We start from the raw sequence: 14,996 nt of genomic DNA on the forward strand, positions 1-14,996 counted from the left end.
CCTTGGCTCCTCTGGCGGCCTGCACTATCGGCCTTGCAGTATGTATCACAGGCATACAATGCGCGATGCGCGACTGGCAAGGCTTTTTTGCGACGGTCAGCGGGCCGGCGTGCCTTGACAAACAGCGGGGCAGCCACGATGATAACGATCGTTATTAAATAAAGGCCGGCGCGATCGGCAAAGCGAGGCGAGATGGATGTGCAGGGCAAGGTAGCGCTCGTCACCGGCGGCGCGTCCGGGTTGGGTGCCGCACTGGTGTCCAACTTGCTGTCCGCTGGCGCACATATTGTGGTCCTCGACCTGCACGCCAGCCCCTTGCCGGATGTGCGGTCGATCCTTTGCGACATTACCGATGAAGCGGCGGTGTCCGCTGCCGTTGCCCCGCTTGGCCCGGTGTCGATCCTGGCGAACATGGCCGGGATCGGTGGCATCGGATCGATCGCCACGCCAGCGGGACCGGGCGATGTCGCCGCCTTTCGTCGCGTCATCGACGTCAATCTGATCGGCGCGGTCAACGTCACCGCCCATGTCGCCCATCGCATGATCGGCAATGCGCCGGACGGGCCGGATGAGACACGCGGCGTGATCCTCAACGCCTGTTCGATCGCGTCGTTCGAGGGGCAGGAGGGGATGGGCGCCTATGGCGCATCGAAGGCGGCGCTCGCGGCGCTCACGCTGATCTGGGCGCGCGACCTGTCCCGTCACGCGATCCGCTGCGTCGGGATCGCCCCCGGCTTCTTCGCCACGCCGATGACGGCGCATATGCCGGAAGCGCTGGTCAATGAACTGGTCGGCGGCATGGAATTTCCCCGCCGGGCGGGCACGGCCGATGAATTTGCCGCCGCCGCCCTGTTCCTGATCCGTCATCCCATGATTAACGGCGAAGTCCTGCGGCTCGACGGCGGCGCCCGTCCGCCCGCGCGCACCCGCTGGACCGCGGCGGCCTGAACCCTTTTCACGACAAGGCAAGACACAGCATGGCCCAAACCTTACCGCCCGCCACCGTAGCCGCCTTTGCGGCGATCGTCGGCAAGGATCATGTCTTTTTCGGCGAGGACGATCAGGCAAGCTATCAGGACAAGTTCGCGATCGACGACGCCCGTCACCATCCTGCCGGTGCGGTCGCCCCCGCGACAGTGGAGGAAATCCAGGCGATCGTCCGCATCGCGGCCGACCGCGGCATCGCGCTGTGGCCGATCAGCCGGGGCAAGAATCTGGGCTATGGCGGCTCCGCGCCGCTGCTGGCGGGGTCTGTGGTGCTGGACCTCAGCCGGATGAAGAAGATCGACTATGACGAGGCGAACGGGACCGTGCTGCTGGAGCCGGGCGTCGGCTTTTACGATCTCTACGACTTTCTGAAGTCGAGGGGCATGAAACATTGGCTGTCAGTGCCTGGCAATAGTTGGGGATCGGTGGTCGGCAACGCGCTGGACCGGGGCATGGGCTATACCCCCTATGGCGAACATGCGACGCGCATATGCGGTGTAGAGGCGGTGATGGCGGACGGCCTCGTCGTGCGCACCGGCATGGGCGCGCTGGACGGCGCGCCGACCTGGCAGCTCTATCGCTTCGGCTTCGGCCCTGGCTGGGACCAGATGTTCGTGCAGTCCAATTTCGGCATCGTCACCAAAATGGGCCTGTGGCTGATGCCGGCGCCCGAATCGCTGATGGGCATGGACCTGGAGTTCGATCGGCCCGAAGATCTGGGGCCGCTGATCGACGCGATCGCCCCGCTCCGGCGCGAGGGGCTGTTGCAGCAATCGCCGACGATCGGCAACTGGCTGCGCGCCGCCGCCGTAGTGACGACCCGCGATCAGTGGACCGACAAGCCCGGCGCGCTGCCCGACGATGTGATTGCGGCGATCCGCAAGAAATTCAATGTCGGCTGGTGGGGCGTCAGCCTGCGCCTCTATGGCCGGGAAGCGGTCAACAAGGCGGCCTATGCGATATTGGAGCGGGAAATGGGGAAGCTCAAACCCATGTCGCTGCGCCCCACCGTCTGGAAAACCGGCGAACCGTTGGAGGCGACCGGCTGGACCGGCACGCCGCTCACTATGCCGATGCAGAACGCCAACTGGCATGGCGGGCGCGGCGGCCATATCGGCTTCTCGCCGATCCTGCCGCAATCGGGTGCCGCGGCGCAGGCGCAGTTCCAGCGCACCTACGCCCGTTACAAGGAATATGGCATGGACTATCAGGCCAGCTTCGCCTTTGGCGAACGCCACCTCATCAATGTGAACGCGGTGCTCATCAACAAGGACGATCCCGACCTGATGGGCCGGGTCGATCCTTTCCTCAAGCATCTGATCGCCGATGCCAAGGCACAGGGCTATGGCGAATATCGCACCCATCTCGACTATATGGATGCGGTTGCCGGCACCTATGATTATAACAAGGGCGCACTGGCGCAGCTCAACCGCAAGGTGAAGGGCGCGCTCGATCCCAAGGGCGTGATTGCACCGGGGAAGAGTGGCATCTGGCCCAGTCGCTATGCGGGAGGGCAGGGCTGATGCGCCGGGGGATGATCGCGCTAATGGGTGCGGCGCTGGTGCTGGCATGCGCGGCTTGCGGTCGGGCGAGCGAAACGCCGACGCCAGCGCCGAAGGGGCCGCCGCCCTTGCCAGCGCCCGAAACGCTGTCGTCGCGGTCGGCGGCGGGGCCGGGCGAAAAACTCTATCTGGCGAAATGCGCGATGTGCCATGGACCAGGCGGCATGGGGGCGGGGCTGCTCGCGCGGCGGATGGACCAGTCCTTGCTGGAAAAGCGCACCGACCTGACCGTCGACTATGTCGTGCAGGCGGCGCGCATGGGGATTGGCAACATGCCGGCCATCCCGCGCGGCGAGGTGAGCGATGCCGAGTTGCAGCAGATCGCCGAGCATCTCGCCAAGGGGGCAAAGCCATGAGCGGCCTGTCGCGCCGGGGCTTCATGGCGAGCGCGGCCGTGGCGTCGGCGGCACTGGCAAGTGGCCGGGTGGAAGCGGCGACGCTGCCGCTCCTGCTGCACGATGCCCAATTGGCGGCTGGACGCCGCTTCGCTACGCGGGCGCAACTGCTGGGCGCACAGGCACTGGCGCTGGAGGGCGACCGGGTGCGCCAGACGCGCGCTTTGCTCGCGACCGCTCCGGCGGCGATCTTCGCGGTCACGCGGCGAAGCGACGAACTGCTGGTGGGCGAGATCGCGGCCGAAGCGGGCTATCGCCGCGTGGCGCTGGTACGGCACGGCGCGGATGGCCGGATGACGGCGCGTTGCACGGCGGATGGCGCATCCGTCCACGTGCTGGCGCAACTTTCCGGCATGGCCTGGCCGGAAGCCTTTGCCGAACTGGCGCTCGACAAGGTCGGCCAATGTGCCGTGGCATCCCATAGCAGGGCAGAGCCGGCGCTCAGCTGGGTGATGGTCCGGCGCTAAAATTGCTTCGTGAAATTGCCTTCATCCGTTCCCCCTGAGCCTGTCGAAGGGCTGTTCTTGGAAGAACGGAATTTCGACAGGCTCAGCACGAACTGACAGCGTTTCACCGCCGGATAATCAGCGACTCCGGCCGTTTGCGCGGCACCCACTCCCCGCGCCCAGGAAAATTCTTCAGCACTTCGCCGTCCCACAATCGCACGGTACGACGATGGAAGCGCCACTGGCCGTCGTCGCCCTTCACCGCATGATCGTCATACCAGCCGGCAAAGCGCAGCAGATAAGGTGGTTCGCCTTCGCACTCGGTCACAAAGGCGAAGCCGCGCATCTTGCAGCTACCATCCGCCTGCGCCGTATATTGAACCTGGGTCACATGATGCTGGCGGCCGGGGAAGCCCGGCGCATTGCGATAATGTTCGGCGATACCGCGAATTCCCTCATGCCCTTCCCAGATGTCGGGATCGTCGAATACCTCCTCCACCATGCGCGCGTCGGGCGTGAAGCAGGCGACCAGCCCGTCGACATCCCCGGTATCGAGCGCCCAGCTATAGGCGGCGATCAGGTCTTGCAGCGCGATCCTGTCCTCGATCGGAAGGGAAGGCATGATAGTCACTCTCCTTTGCTTCTATGGCCATGCTTCTTAGGCTTGACGCAATAATAACATTCGTTACGATTGTCTGCAACAAGACGATAGATCATGCAAGCGAGAGGACGCATGGGGAAGATCATCATTTCAGGCGCTTCGGGCGCCTTTGGCCGCGCGGCGGCGGAATTGCTGCTGGAGAAAGTCGCGCCGCAGGACGCGATATTGCTGACCCGCACGCCAGCGAAGCTGGCAGATCTCGCCGCCCGTGGTGCGGACGTGCGTTTCGCCGATTTCGACGATCCGACGAGTTTGCCCGCTGCGATGGCGGGGGGCGAGAAGATGCTGCTCATCAGTACCGCGCGCGTCGGCACCCGCGTCGGCCAGCATCGGAGCGCTGTCGAGGCGGCGGTCGCGGCGGGCGTTCGGCATATCGTCTATACCTCCATCATCGCCGCCGATCAGCCCGGCAATCCCGCGATCGTCAAGAACGACCATCGCGCGACCGAGGAAATCATCGAGGGCTCCGGCGCGGCCTGGACCCATTTGCGCGACAGCCAATATGCCGAGGCGATCGCCGGGCCGATGACCATTCCCGCGCTGATGGCGGGCGGCAAGCCCGACAATTGCGGCGACGGCCCGGTGGCCTTCGTCAGCCGTGATGATTGTGTCGCGACGGCCGTGGGCGTGCTGACCCAGACAGGCCATGAGAACCGGGCCTATGTGCTGACCGGCCCCGACCTTATCACCATCCCGCAGGCGATGGCGCTGGCGAGCGAACTCGCGGGCAAACCGATCGTGGTTGATGCGGTCGATGACGACGCCATGTTCGCCTATTTCGATGCGCTGGGCGCGCCGCGCCATGCCTCCGACATCGTGCCAGACGGTCCGATCCCCTGGTCGAGCGACGACATGGTGACGTTCGGCCAGTCGATCCGCGAAGGCTATTTTGCGGAGAAGACCGACTGGGTGGAAAAGATCACCGGTCGCAAGCCCAAAAGCCTGCGCGACGTGATGCTGGCGCATAAGGAAGGCTGGCCGCTGTGAAGAAGATGATGGCCGCGCTGGCGGCGTTGCTGGCGCTCGTGGGATGCGCTGGCGGCGGAACGACGGGTGGCAGCGGGGCGGGCGACGACTGGCCCTATACTGGCGGAGACGTCTGGGGCAGCCATCATTCGCGCCTGACCGATATCGACAAGGGCAATGCCGGTCGCCTGGGCCTGGCCTGGTCATACGAACTCAACACCAACCGCGTGCAGGAAGCGACGCCGGTGGTCGTCGATGGCGTCATGTATACCAGCGGCAATCTTGGCCGCGTCTATGCGCTCGACGCCGTGACGGGCCAGCCGATTTGGACCTTCGAGCCGGAGGTGGACATGCAGTCCAACCGCGCCACCTGTTGCGACCAGGCCAATCGCGGCATCGCGCTTGCCAATGGCAAGGTCATGGTCGGCGCGCTTGATGGGATGCTCTACGCGCTCGACGCGAAGACCGGCAAGATCCTGTGGAAAGTCGATACGGTGGTCGATCACAGCCGCGGCTATACAAGCACAGGGGCACCCGAAGTGGCGGGCGACCTGGTCATCATCGGCAATGCCGGCGCGGAATATGACGCGCGCGGCTATGTTACCGCCTATCGCATCGTCGATGGCGGACAGGCCTGGCGCTTCTACACCGTTCCCCACGACCCGGCCAAAGGACCGCAGGAGGACAAGGCGCTCGACGCCGCGCTCAAGACCTGGGACGCCAAAAGCCGCTGGGACATTGGCGGCGGCGGCACCGTCTGGGACGCGATCAACTATGATCCCAAATATGGCACCGTCTATATCGGCGTCGGCAATGGCGGGCCTTATTCCATCGCCACCCGATCGCCCAAGGGCGGCACCAACCTCTATCTCTCCTCCATCGTCGCGCTGGACGCCAAAAGCGGCGCGCTGAAGTGGCACTATCAGGAAACGCCCGGCGACAGCTGGGACTTCACCGCCACTCAGCCGATGGTGCTGACCGAGATGGAGGTGGACGGCCAGGTCCGCCCCGTCATCCTCCATTCGCCCAAGAACGGCTATCTGTTCGTGCTGGATCGTGAGACGGGCAAGCCGCTGCGCATCAATCCGCTGGTGCGGACCAACTGGACCAAGGGATTCGACAAGGATGGCGTGCCGCAGATGACGCCGGATCGTACTGATTTCTGGAACGGTCCGCGCATCATCTTCCCGGCATCAGCGGGCGCGCGCAATTGGTATCCGGCGGCCTATGACGCCGATCGGAAGAGCTATTACGCCTCCGTGCTGGACATGGGGAACCTCATGTTCACCGTGCCGCCCGGCACGCCTGCGGCGGCGCGGCGGCCCAAGGCGCTCAATGTCCAGACGACGCTCATCTTCACGCCGCAATTACAGGCCGTGCTGCCGACGTTGCCGCCTGCGATCCGCGAACAGGTTGAGAAATTACCCGAAATGCAGTGGGTGAAGGACAAGCCCTATAGCAGCGAATTGCGGGCCATCGACCCGCTGACCGGCAAGGCGCGCTGGGCGGTGCCGACCGAGGGATGGCAGGACCGGATGGGGATGCTCTCCACCGCATCGGGCCTTATCGTCCATGGCACCATCGGCGGCAAGCTGATCGTCCGCGACGCCGACAATGGCAAGCTCATCAAGGAAATCGATACCGGCACGTCCATCATGGCCGCGCCCATGACGTATCGGGTGAAGGGCGTGCAATATGTGGCGGTCGCGGCGGGTTTCGGCGGAGGCGGCTGGGGCTATGTGCCGCGCTACTCCGCAGCCTATCGCAACGGCAACGCCAACCGCATTCTGGTGTTCAAGCTGGACGGCGGGCCGGTGCCGCAGCCCACGCCGTTGCCGCCTGCGGAGGTTGCATCCGCGCCGCCTGCGCAGTTGCCTGGCGTGACGCCTGCGATGATCGCCAAGGGGCAAGGGCTGTTCTTCCAGAATTGCGCCATCTGCCACAGCAACCAGCTGCGCTCCACCGCGCCCGACCTGCGCCGGATGCAGCCGGCCACACATGACATGTTCAACCAGATCGTCCGCGACGGCCTGCTCCTGCCGGGCGGGATGCCACGCTGGGACGACCTGCTGAGCGTGGAGGATGCCGACGCCATCCACGCCTGGCTGATCGCCGAGCAGGGACCGCTGCGGGACCGTGAGCTGAAGCTGAAGGCCGCGGGCAAGCCGCTCGACGCGCCCAGCGCCGCCATCATGTCCAATTTCTAGGAACACGACCATCGAAGAAACCGACATCATCGTCGTGGGCGGCGGTTCGGCGGGGTCCGCGATGACCGGGAGGCTGGCCGAAGCGGGACTGTCCGTCACCCTGGTCGAGGCCGGCAAGACCGACCGGCACATGCGATCGCGCATCCCGGCGCTGACTAGCGCAATCGTCCAGAACCCCGCCTATGACTGGTGCTATCAGGCAGAGCCAGACCCGTCGCTGGGCGGCCGGGCCGACATCTGGCCTGCGGGCAGGATGTTGGGCGGCGGCAGTGCGCTGAATGGCATGATGTTCATTCGCGGGCATCGCTGGGATTATGACGAATGGGCGCGGCTGGGCGCTGCGGGATGGGACTATGAATCGGTCCTGCCCTATTTCCGGCGGATGGAAGATAATGAACGCGGGGCGGACGCCTGGCGCGGGACCGGCGGCCCGATCGCCGTGTCGGAAGGACGGGCGCGCTATCCGATCACCGACCAGTGGATCGTGGCGGCGCAGGCGGCGGGCATCCCCCGATCGCTAGACCTTAACGGGCAAAGCGCCGAGGGCGTCGATTATGTCCAGGTATCGCAACGCAACGGCACGCGCTGTTCGGCGGCGCGCGGCTATCTGCACGAGCGGCGCGGCGGCAAGGCGCCGACCATCCTGCTGGAGGCGCAATTGCTGCGCATCAGAATCGAGGAAGGTCGCGCGGTCGGCATCGACTATTGGCAGGACGGCGTCGAAAAGACGCTGCGCGCCCGTCATGGCGTGGTGCTGAGCGCGGGGGCGATGAACACGCCGCGCCTGCTGATGCTGTCGGGCATAGGCCCGGCCGATCATCTGCGCGCCCATGGGATAGAGGTGCTGTGCGATCGGCCCGGCGTGGGCGGCAATCTTCAGGATCATGTCGGCACCCATGTCGTCAATGAAGTCGATGCAGCCACGCTCAACAGCGATGCACAGGGCCTGCGCGGGGCATGGCAGGTGCTGCGCTATGCGCTCTCCCGGCGCGGCGCGCTGACCACGGCGATCGGCCATGCGCAGGCTTTCGTGAAGAGCCGACCGGAATTGCCCGCACCCAATCTCCAGATCAGCTTCGCCGCCTTCGCCTTCGATTTCGATGAGCAGGGCCGGTTGATGCTGCGCAAGACGCCGTCCGTCTCCACCCTGGTCGGGCTGATGCGGCCCAGCCATCGCGGTCGGATCAGCCTGCGCTCGGCCGACCCGTTCGCGCCGCCAAAGATCGAGCATCGGCAACTGGGCAGCGAGGACGATATAGATCAGATCGTAGAGGGCATCGGCATCGCCCGGTCGATTCTGAACGAGACGCCGATCGCGGCGCATATCAAGAGCGAGTTGCGTCCCGGCGCGGCGCTGACCGATCCCGATCAGTTGCGCGGCTATGTGCGGATGGCGTCGATCCCGCTCTATCATCCCGTCGGCACGGCCAGGATGGGCGCGCGCGATGATGCGCAGGCGGTGGTCGATGCCGATCTGGCCGTCATCGGGATCAAGGGGCTGTGGGTGGCCGACGCTTCGGTCATGCCCAGCCTGCCGGCGGGCAATACCAATGCGACCGCGATCATGATCGGCGACAAGGGCGCGGACCATGTGCTGCGCACGATGCGACAGCGAGTTGGACAGTTGTGAGCGGTTTCGACGGCTTGCAATAATGATAACGATCGTTATTATAAGATCGTAGGATTAGGAGCAGATAACGGTGCGAGTCTTTCCCGAAACGATCCATTTTACCGGCCTCAACACGCCAGTCGGCATCGAATGGTCGGCGCGCAACCTGGATGTGGTGGGCGAGATCCCGGCAGAGATAGACGGCGCCTTCTTCCGCGCCGTACCCGACCCCGCCCATGCCCCGATGTTCGATGACGATATCGTACTGTCGGGAGACGGCATGGTCGCGAAATTCGCCATTCATGATGGCAAAGTGGATTACGCCATCCGCTATGTCGAAACCGAGCGCTACGCGCTGGAAAAGGACGCCAGGCACGCCCTGTTCGGCCGCTATCGCAACCCCTTTACCGACGATCCCGCCGTGGCCGGTCGCGATCGCACCGTCGCGAACACCACGCCGGTCTGGCATGGCGGGCGGCTATTCATGACCAAGGAGGACGGCCTGGGCTATGAGGTCGATCCCGACACGCTGGAGACGATCGGGCGGTGGGATTATCATGGCGCCTTCACGTCGCAGACCTTTACCGCCCATCCCCGCGTCGATCCGCAGACCGGGGAGATGTTCTTCTTCGGCTATGAGGCGGACGGTCTGTGTTCGACCAAAATCGCCTATGGCGTGGCCGATCGCGACGGTAATCTGATGCGTGAACAATGGTTCGATCAGCCCTATTGTTCGACCATCCATGATTTTGCGATCACGGAAAAATACGCCATCTTCCCGATTTTTCCGACCACGGCGGATCTGGACCGGTTGAAGGCGGGCGGCGCCCATTGGGCGCACCAGCAGGATCTGGACAGCTGGGTCGGCATCATGCCGCGCGATGGCAAGGTGGAAGAGATGCGCTGGTTCCGGGGGCGGCCGGGCGTGTCGGCCTTCCACATCGTCAACGCCTTTGACGATGGCGATTGCGTCCATCTCGACCTGTGCCTTTCGGACACCAATGCGTTCGGTTTCATGCGCGAAGCGGGCGGCATCCAGCGCGACCAGCGCGAGATAGGCGGTGGCCTGACCCGTTGGACCTTCGACCTGTCGAAGGAGAGCGACGGTTTCGAGGAGCGGCTGATCGGCCCGCCTGGCGACATGCCGCGCCTACGCGACGCGGATCAGGGTCGGCCCTATCGGTCGGCCTGGTATCTGTCGATGAACCCGCAGGGCGGACCGCCGCTGCCGGGCGGGCCGGTCGGCTTCGCCTTCAACGCCCTGTTGCAGATCGAGCCGGGCAATGGCCGCATCGACATGATGGGGCTGGAATTCGGCATGGCGATCAGTGAACCGGTGCATGTCCCGTCCTCACAGGCGGGGCATGAGGGCTGGTTGCTGATGGTGGTCGATCGCCAGGCGGGCGAGGCGGACTATAAGTCCGAACTGTGGGTGGTGGACGCAAACGCCATCGCCGCCGGGCCGGTCGCGCGGGTGCCGATGCCCCTGCCGATGCGCGCGCAAGTCCATGGTGCCTGGGTGTCGGCGGCGCAATTGGCGACCGCGAAAGTACACCAAGTCGCTTGACAAAATACTAACGATCGTTACTTAATGATGGAGAGGCAAAGACCTCTCCGTCCTGAACGGAAAAGACGGAAGGCCCTGGGCCGGGCAAGAGGATGGCAAGGCAGGCAGGTGCATAGCGCCGCCCCCACCGGAACCGGCAATGGCTGGTCCGGCGCTTCCTCCCCTGTGCCTGGCGGCCATCATATGAGGGAGGAAAAGATAATGTCGATAATCTGGAAGAGCCGGTTTCAAGGGCATGGAGCGGGTCTGGCGTTGGCGGCGGCGATGATCGCCGCGCCCGCAATGGCGCAGGAGGCGGCGACGCCCGAACAACCGGCGGCGGATCAGGCCAATAGCGCCGATATCATCGTCACCGCCCAGTTCCGCGCGCAGAATTTGCAGGATACGCCGATCGCGATCACCGCGGTATCGGCCGATACGCTGGCGGCGCGCAGCCAGACCAGCGTCACCGATCTGGGCCAGTTCGCGCCCAACGTCGCGCTGGCTCCCGCCACCAGCATTCAGGGCAACGCCGTCGCCGCCTTCATCCGCGGCGTCGGCCAGCTCGATGCCAGTTTCGCGCTGGAGCCGGGCGTCGGCATCTATATTGACGATATCTATTATGGCACGACCTTCGGCGCGGTCATGGACCTGACCGACCTGGAGCGGGTCGAGGTGCTGCGCGGGCCGCAGGGGACGCTGGCGGGCAAAAACAGCGTCGGCGGCGCGGTGAAATTGTTCAGCAAGAAGCCGGATGCCACGGCGGGCGGCTTTGTCGAGGCGACCTATGGCCGGTTCGACCGGCTGGAACTGCGCGGCAGCGCCAATGTGCCGCTGACCGACGACCTGTTCCTGCGCGTGTCGGGCGTGTCGAAAAATGTCGACGGCTATATGAAGCTGCTCGACTATGGTTGCGTCAGTCCGGCGTCGGGCATCCCGGCCAGCAGCGGCAACAAGAATTGCCAGATCGGCACCGAAGGCGGGATCGACGTGATGGCGCTGCGCGCCGCGCTGCGTTACGCGCCGGCCGGATCGCCGCTGGAAATCAACATCGTCGCCGATGTGTCCAAGGACAAGAGCGAGACGGTCGCGACCAAATTGCTCTACGCCGACAATCCGTCGGTGCGCAGCTATGTCGCGGGTGATCCCACCGCGGGCATCCCGTTCGACAGCCGTTTCCTGACCGGGGCGAACAGCTACACATCCTACGCCACCTATGCGACCGGCGGCAATTATACGACGGTGTTCGGCATCCCGACCCAGATCGCGCCGGGTGGCTTTTCCGCCAGCCCGACCAGCACGGTCAAGGCCTGGGGCCTTTCCGGCACGATCGACTATGACCTGTCGGACTCGTTCAAACTCAAGTCGATCACCGGCTATCGCAGCGCGGACGGCACTAGCGCGATCGACGTGGACGGATCACCGCTCGCCATCCTGTTGCAGCAATTCACCTACGGCCATGAGCAGTTCACGCAGGAATTGCGCCTGAGCGCCAATTTCAATGACAAGGTCGACCTGACCGTGGGTGGCTTCTATTATAACGCCACCGACACGATCAAGGGGCGCAGCCAAATTCCGACGTTGCTGTTCGACTTCCTGTCGGACGACGTCATCAAGAACCGCAGCGCGTCGGCCTTTGCGCATGGCGAATATCATGTCACCGACGCCTTCAACATCATCGGCGGGCTGCGTTATACCGATGACAAGAAGACCTATCGCTATTCCCGCCGCAATGTGGACGGGACGTTGCCCAGCGGCGCTTTCTTCACGCCCAATTTCCTGCTCGTCGGGCTGGACGGGCTGACCGGTACGTTCAAGGGCAACCGGGTCGATTATCGCATCGGTGCCAATTATCGCTGGTCGGACGAGTTGATGACCTATGCCCAGCTGTCGACCGGCTTCAAAGGTGGCGGCATCAATCCGCGCCCGTCCGCGCCGGATCAGGTCCAGACATTCGGCCCGGAAAAGCTGACCACCTATGAGGCAGGGTTCAAGGCCGATCTGTTCGGCCGGATGCTGCGCCTCAATGGCGCGGTGTTCCTGAACAAATATGACGATATGCAGCTGGTCCGCTATCAATGCCCGGAAAGCCTGGTTCTGTCCTGCTCGGTCCCGTCCAATGCGGGCGATGCCGAGGTATTCGGTTGGGAACTGGAAGCGCAGTTGCGCCCGGCCGATGGCCTGTCGTTCGATGCGTCGGTCGGCTATCTGGATTTCGACTACAAGACCATCACCAACCCGGCGACCCTGGTGACAAAGGACATGATCGCGCCCTTCATCAGCAAATGGCAATTGTCGGCAGGCGTGCAATATGAAGCGGACCTGGGTGGCAACGGCACGCTGACGCCGCGGATCGACTGGTCCTGGCGCTCGAACTTCTATTATAACTCGGTCAACAACCCCTATAATCTGATCGACGCGCCCAGCCTGGTGAATGCGCGGCTGACCTATCAGGCGGCGGACAAGGACTGGTCGCTCAGCGTGGGCGTGACCAATGTCTTCGACAAATTCTATTATCAGGGCGTAGCGGAAAATGTTGCAACCTATGGCGTGTCTACCGGCACGGTGGGTCGTCCGCGCGAATGGACGGCGACGGTCAAGAAGAGCTTCTGAGAGGAAATGGACAACATGATTTCCGCAGCCATCTGCATCGCCCATCCCGACAAGCTGTTTATCGGCGGCGCCTGGATCGAGTCAACCGGCGACGGCATGATCGAGATCGTGTCGCCCAATAGCGAGGAGGTGATCGCCCGCGTCGCCGACTGCACGGCAGCGGACATGGACCGCGCCGTTGCCGCCGCGCGGGATGCGTTCGACAACGGGCCATGGCCGACCATGGACCCGGCCGAGCGGGGGGCGATCGTCAAGCGCATGGGCGCGGAACTGGAAAAGCGTGCGCCCGAACTGGCGGCCGCCTGGACCGCGCAGGTTGGCGGCCTCGCCAGCTTCGCGCCGGTGATGACTGGCGGCGCGACGGCGACGCTGATGGCGATCGCCGGCTATGCCGATACTTATCCCTTCGTGGAGCGGCGGCCCTCGCACATGGTCGACACCGCGATCGTGGTGCAGGAGCCGGCCGGTGTGGTCGCGGCGATCGCGCCGTGGAACGCGCCTTATGGCATCATGTCGGCAAAGGTCGCCTATGCGCTGGTCGCGGGCTGCACCGTCATCATGAAGCCATCGCCCGAAACCCCGCTGGAGGCCTATATCATGGCCGAAGCGGCGGAGGCGGCGGGCGTGCCGCCGGGCGTCGTCAATCTGGTGGCGGCCGGGCGCGATGCGTCCGACCATCTGGTGCGCAATCCCGGCATCGACAAGGTGACCTTCACCGGATCGACGCTGGCGGGCAAGCGGATCGGCGAAGTGTGCGCCAGGCGTGTCGCGCGCTGCACGCTGGAACTGGGCGGCAAATCGGCGGCGATCGTGCGCGACGACTTCCCGATCGAGGCGGCCGCCGCGATCCTCGGCAACACCATCACCATCATGAGCGGCCAGGTATGCGCCATGCTCAGCCGCGCCATCGTGCCCAAGCACAGGCATGACGCACTGGCCGACGCCATCGCCAAGGTGATGCAGGGCATCCGCATCGGCCATAGCGATGCGCCCGACACGCAGCTTGGCCCGGTGGCTATGAAACGCCAACTCGATCGGGTGGAGGAATATATCGCGCTGGGCCGCGACAGCGCCGATCTGGTGACGGGAGGCAACCGTCCGGCGCATCTGAACAAGGGCTATTTCATCGAACCGACCCTGTTCGCCAATGTCGATAATGGCAGCCGGATTGCGCAGGAGGAAATCTTCGGCCCGGTGCTCTGCCTAATCCCTGCCGAGGATGAGGAGGATGCGATCCGCATCGCCAACGATAGCAGCTTTGGTCTGAACGGATCGGTCCTGACCAACGATGCCGACGCGGCCTATCGCATCGGCCGGCGTATCCGTGCGGGCGGCTTTGGGCAAAATGGCATGAAGCTGGAATTCGGCCTGCCCTTTGGCGGCTTCAAGCAGTCGGGCATTGGTCGCGAAGGCGGGGTGGAAGGGCTGCACCCCTATCTGGAAAGCAAGACGATCCTGCTCGACGGCGCGCCCGCGGGGTTCTGACGATGATCGCCCTTAATGCGCAAGGGCGCGGGACCGGCGCGGCATTCACCGCCGCCCGGATCATCTTTGGCGGTTGGTTCCTCTTTTCGGGGGTGGAATATTTCACCCCCCTTCGACCTTCAGCCATTGGGCAATACGCCGCTGGCGCGGGAATTCACGCTCGCGCTGATCCATAGCGGCCTGTTCGCCTGGATCAAGGTGATGGAGGTGGTTGCCGCGTTACTGATATTGGCGAACCGGTGGTGCTGCCCGCGGCGCTGCCCGCCGCGCCGCTCAACATCGTGACCGGTTACTGGAATTTCCTACTCGATCCGGGCGTGGTCGAATATGCGTTCGGCATCGAGACGCTGTTGCTGAACGCGATATTGCGCTGGCCGTGGCGGAGCGAGTTGATCGGCTTTGGCGGGTTGATTTCCCAGCATTGTCTCAGAAAATTCACAAAGCGCGCTTTTTTCCGGTTGACCGACTCAGATGCCTCCCCTAGTTGGCCTCCACCGGACGGGACGACGCCACAGCGGC

Annotated in this window: 11 protein-coding genes and 1 pseudogene; 11 read left to right on the forward strand and 1 reads right to left on the reverse strand. The window is 64.4% G+C overall.

Going from position 1 to position 14,996, the window contains the following annotated elements; genetic code table 11:
• Positions 1 to 192: 192 nt before the first annotated feature.
• From HHL08_RS22415 to HHL08_RS22430, 4 genes are read left to right on the forward strand one after another with little or no spacing between them, the layout of a single operon-like run.
• Positions 193 to 948, forward strand: coding sequence for an SDR family NAD(P)-dependent oxidoreductase (locus HHL08_RS22415; protein WP_169575166.1), 756 nt, complete (start codon positions 193 to 195; stop codon positions 946 to 948).
• Between the two features lie 29 nt (positions 949 to 977).
• Positions 978 to 2,510 (forward strand): FAD-binding oxidoreductase, encoded by a 1,533-nt coding sequence (locus HHL08_RS22420; RefSeq protein WP_169575167.1) that lies wholly within the window; start codon positions 978 to 980, stop codon positions 2,508 to 2,510.
• On the forward strand, positions 2,510 to 2,905 hold the full coding sequence (locus tag HHL08_RS22425; RefSeq protein WP_235955240.1) for a c-type cytochrome: 396 nt from the start codon (positions 2,510 to 2,512) through the stop codon (positions 2,903 to 2,905). Before HHL08_RS22420 ends, HHL08_RS22425 begins: the two co-directional genes overlap by 1 nt.
• Positions 2,902 to 3,411, forward strand: coding sequence for a hypothetical protein (locus HHL08_RS22430; protein ID WP_169575168.1), 510 nt, complete (start codon positions 2,902 to 2,904; stop codon positions 3,409 to 3,411). The genes HHL08_RS22425 and HHL08_RS22430 overlap by 4 nt, the downstream gene beginning before the upstream one ends.
• A 103-nt stretch (positions 3,412 to 3,514) precedes the next feature.
• Here the strand turns inward: HHL08_RS22430 and HHL08_RS22435 are convergent, their stop codons facing one another.
• Positions 3,515 to 4,012 carry a nuclear transport factor 2 family protein gene (locus HHL08_RS22435; RefSeq protein WP_169575169.1) on the reverse strand — a complete coding sequence of 166 codons (498 nt, stop codon included), beginning with the start codon at positions 4,010 to 4,012 and terminating at the stop codon, positions 3,515 to 3,517.
• Positions 4,013 to 4,123: 111 nt separating this feature from the next.
• Between HHL08_RS22435 and HHL08_RS22440 the strand changes: the two genes are divergently transcribed.
• From HHL08_RS22440 to HHL08_RS25775, 7 genes and pseudogenes are all read left to right on the forward strand, one after another.
• Positions 4,124 to 5,038: an NAD(P)H-binding protein gene (locus tag HHL08_RS22440; RefSeq protein ID WP_169575170.1), complete on the forward strand. Its 915-nt coding sequence runs from the start codon at positions 4,124 to 4,126 to the stop codon at positions 5,036 to 5,038.
• A gap of 5 nt (positions 5,039 to 5,043) precedes the next feature.
• Positions 5,044 to 7,224 (forward strand): outer membrane protein assembly factor BamB family protein, encoded by a 2,181-nt coding sequence (locus HHL08_RS22445; RefSeq protein WP_169575178.1) that lies wholly within the window; start codon positions 5,044 to 5,046, stop codon positions 7,222 to 7,224.
• A gap of 10 nt (positions 7,225 to 7,234) precedes the next feature.
• Positions 7,235 to 8,854: a GMC family oxidoreductase N-terminal domain-containing protein gene (locus tag HHL08_RS26205; RefSeq protein WP_169575179.1), complete on the forward strand. Its 1,620-nt coding sequence runs from the start codon at positions 7,235 to 7,237 to the stop codon at positions 8,852 to 8,854.
• A gap of 70 nt (positions 8,855 to 8,924) precedes the next feature.
• Positions 8,925 to 10,400, forward strand: coding sequence for a carotenoid oxygenase family protein (locus HHL08_RS22455; protein ID WP_169575171.1), 1,476 nt, complete (start codon positions 8,925 to 8,927; stop codon positions 10,398 to 10,400).
• Positions 10,401 to 10,601: 201 nt separating this feature from the next.
• Positions 10,602 to 12,992: a TonB-dependent receptor gene (locus HHL08_RS22460; protein ID WP_169575172.1), complete on the forward strand. Its 2,391-nt coding sequence runs from the start codon at positions 10,602 to 10,604 to the stop codon at positions 12,990 to 12,992.
• A 15-nt stretch (positions 12,993 to 13,007) separates the two neighbouring features.
• A complete protein-coding gene (locus HHL08_RS22465; protein WP_206378050.1) occupies positions 13,008 to 14,477 on the forward strand; it encodes an aldehyde dehydrogenase in 1,470 nt (489 codons plus the stop codon).
• Between the two features lie 239 nt (positions 14,478 to 14,716).
• Positions 14,717 to 14,996 (forward strand): annotated as a pseudogene (locus tag HHL08_RS25775) (hypothetical protein); the annotation flags it as partial.

Origin of the sequence: Sphingobium psychrophilum, assembly GCF_012927105.1 — a bacterium.
GTDB classification, from domain to species: Bacteria; Pseudomonadota; Alphaproteobacteria; order Sphingomonadales; family Sphingomonadaceae; genus Sphingobium; species Sphingobium psychrophilum.

Coding starts and splice junctions, on each gene's coding strand:
- HHL08_RS22415 (WP_169575166.1), top strand. CDS start 193: ATGGATGTGCAGGGCAAGGTAGCGCTCGTCACCGGCGGCGCGTCCGGG.
- HHL08_RS22420 (WP_169575167.1), top strand. CDS start 978: ATGGCCCAAACCTTACCGCCCGCCACCGTAGCCGCCTTTGCGGCGATC.
- HHL08_RS22425 (WP_235955240.1), top strand. CDS start 2,510: ATGCGCCGGGGGATGATCGCGCTAATGGGTGCGGCGCTGGTGCTGGCA.
- HHL08_RS22430 (WP_169575168.1), top strand. CDS start 2,902: ATGAGCGGCCTGTCGCGCCGGGGCTTCATGGCGAGCGCGGCCGTGGCG.
- HHL08_RS22435 (WP_169575169.1), bottom strand. CDS start 4,012: ATGCCTTCCCTTCCGATCGAGGACAGGATCGCGCTGCAAGACCTGATC.
- HHL08_RS22440 (WP_169575170.1), top strand. CDS start 4,124: ATGGGGAAGATCATCATTTCAGGCGCTTCGGGCGCCTTTGGCCGCGCG.
- HHL08_RS22445 (WP_169575178.1), top strand. CDS start 5,044: ATGATGGCCGCGCTGGCGGCGTTGCTGGCGCTCGTGGGATGCGCTGGC.
- HHL08_RS22460 (WP_169575172.1), top strand. CDS start 10,602: ATGTCGATAATCTGGAAGAGCCGGTTTCAAGGGCATGGAGCGGGTCTG.
- HHL08_RS22465 (WP_206378050.1), top strand. CDS start 13,008: ATGATTTCCGCAGCCATCTGCATCGCCCATCCCGACAAGCTGTTTATC.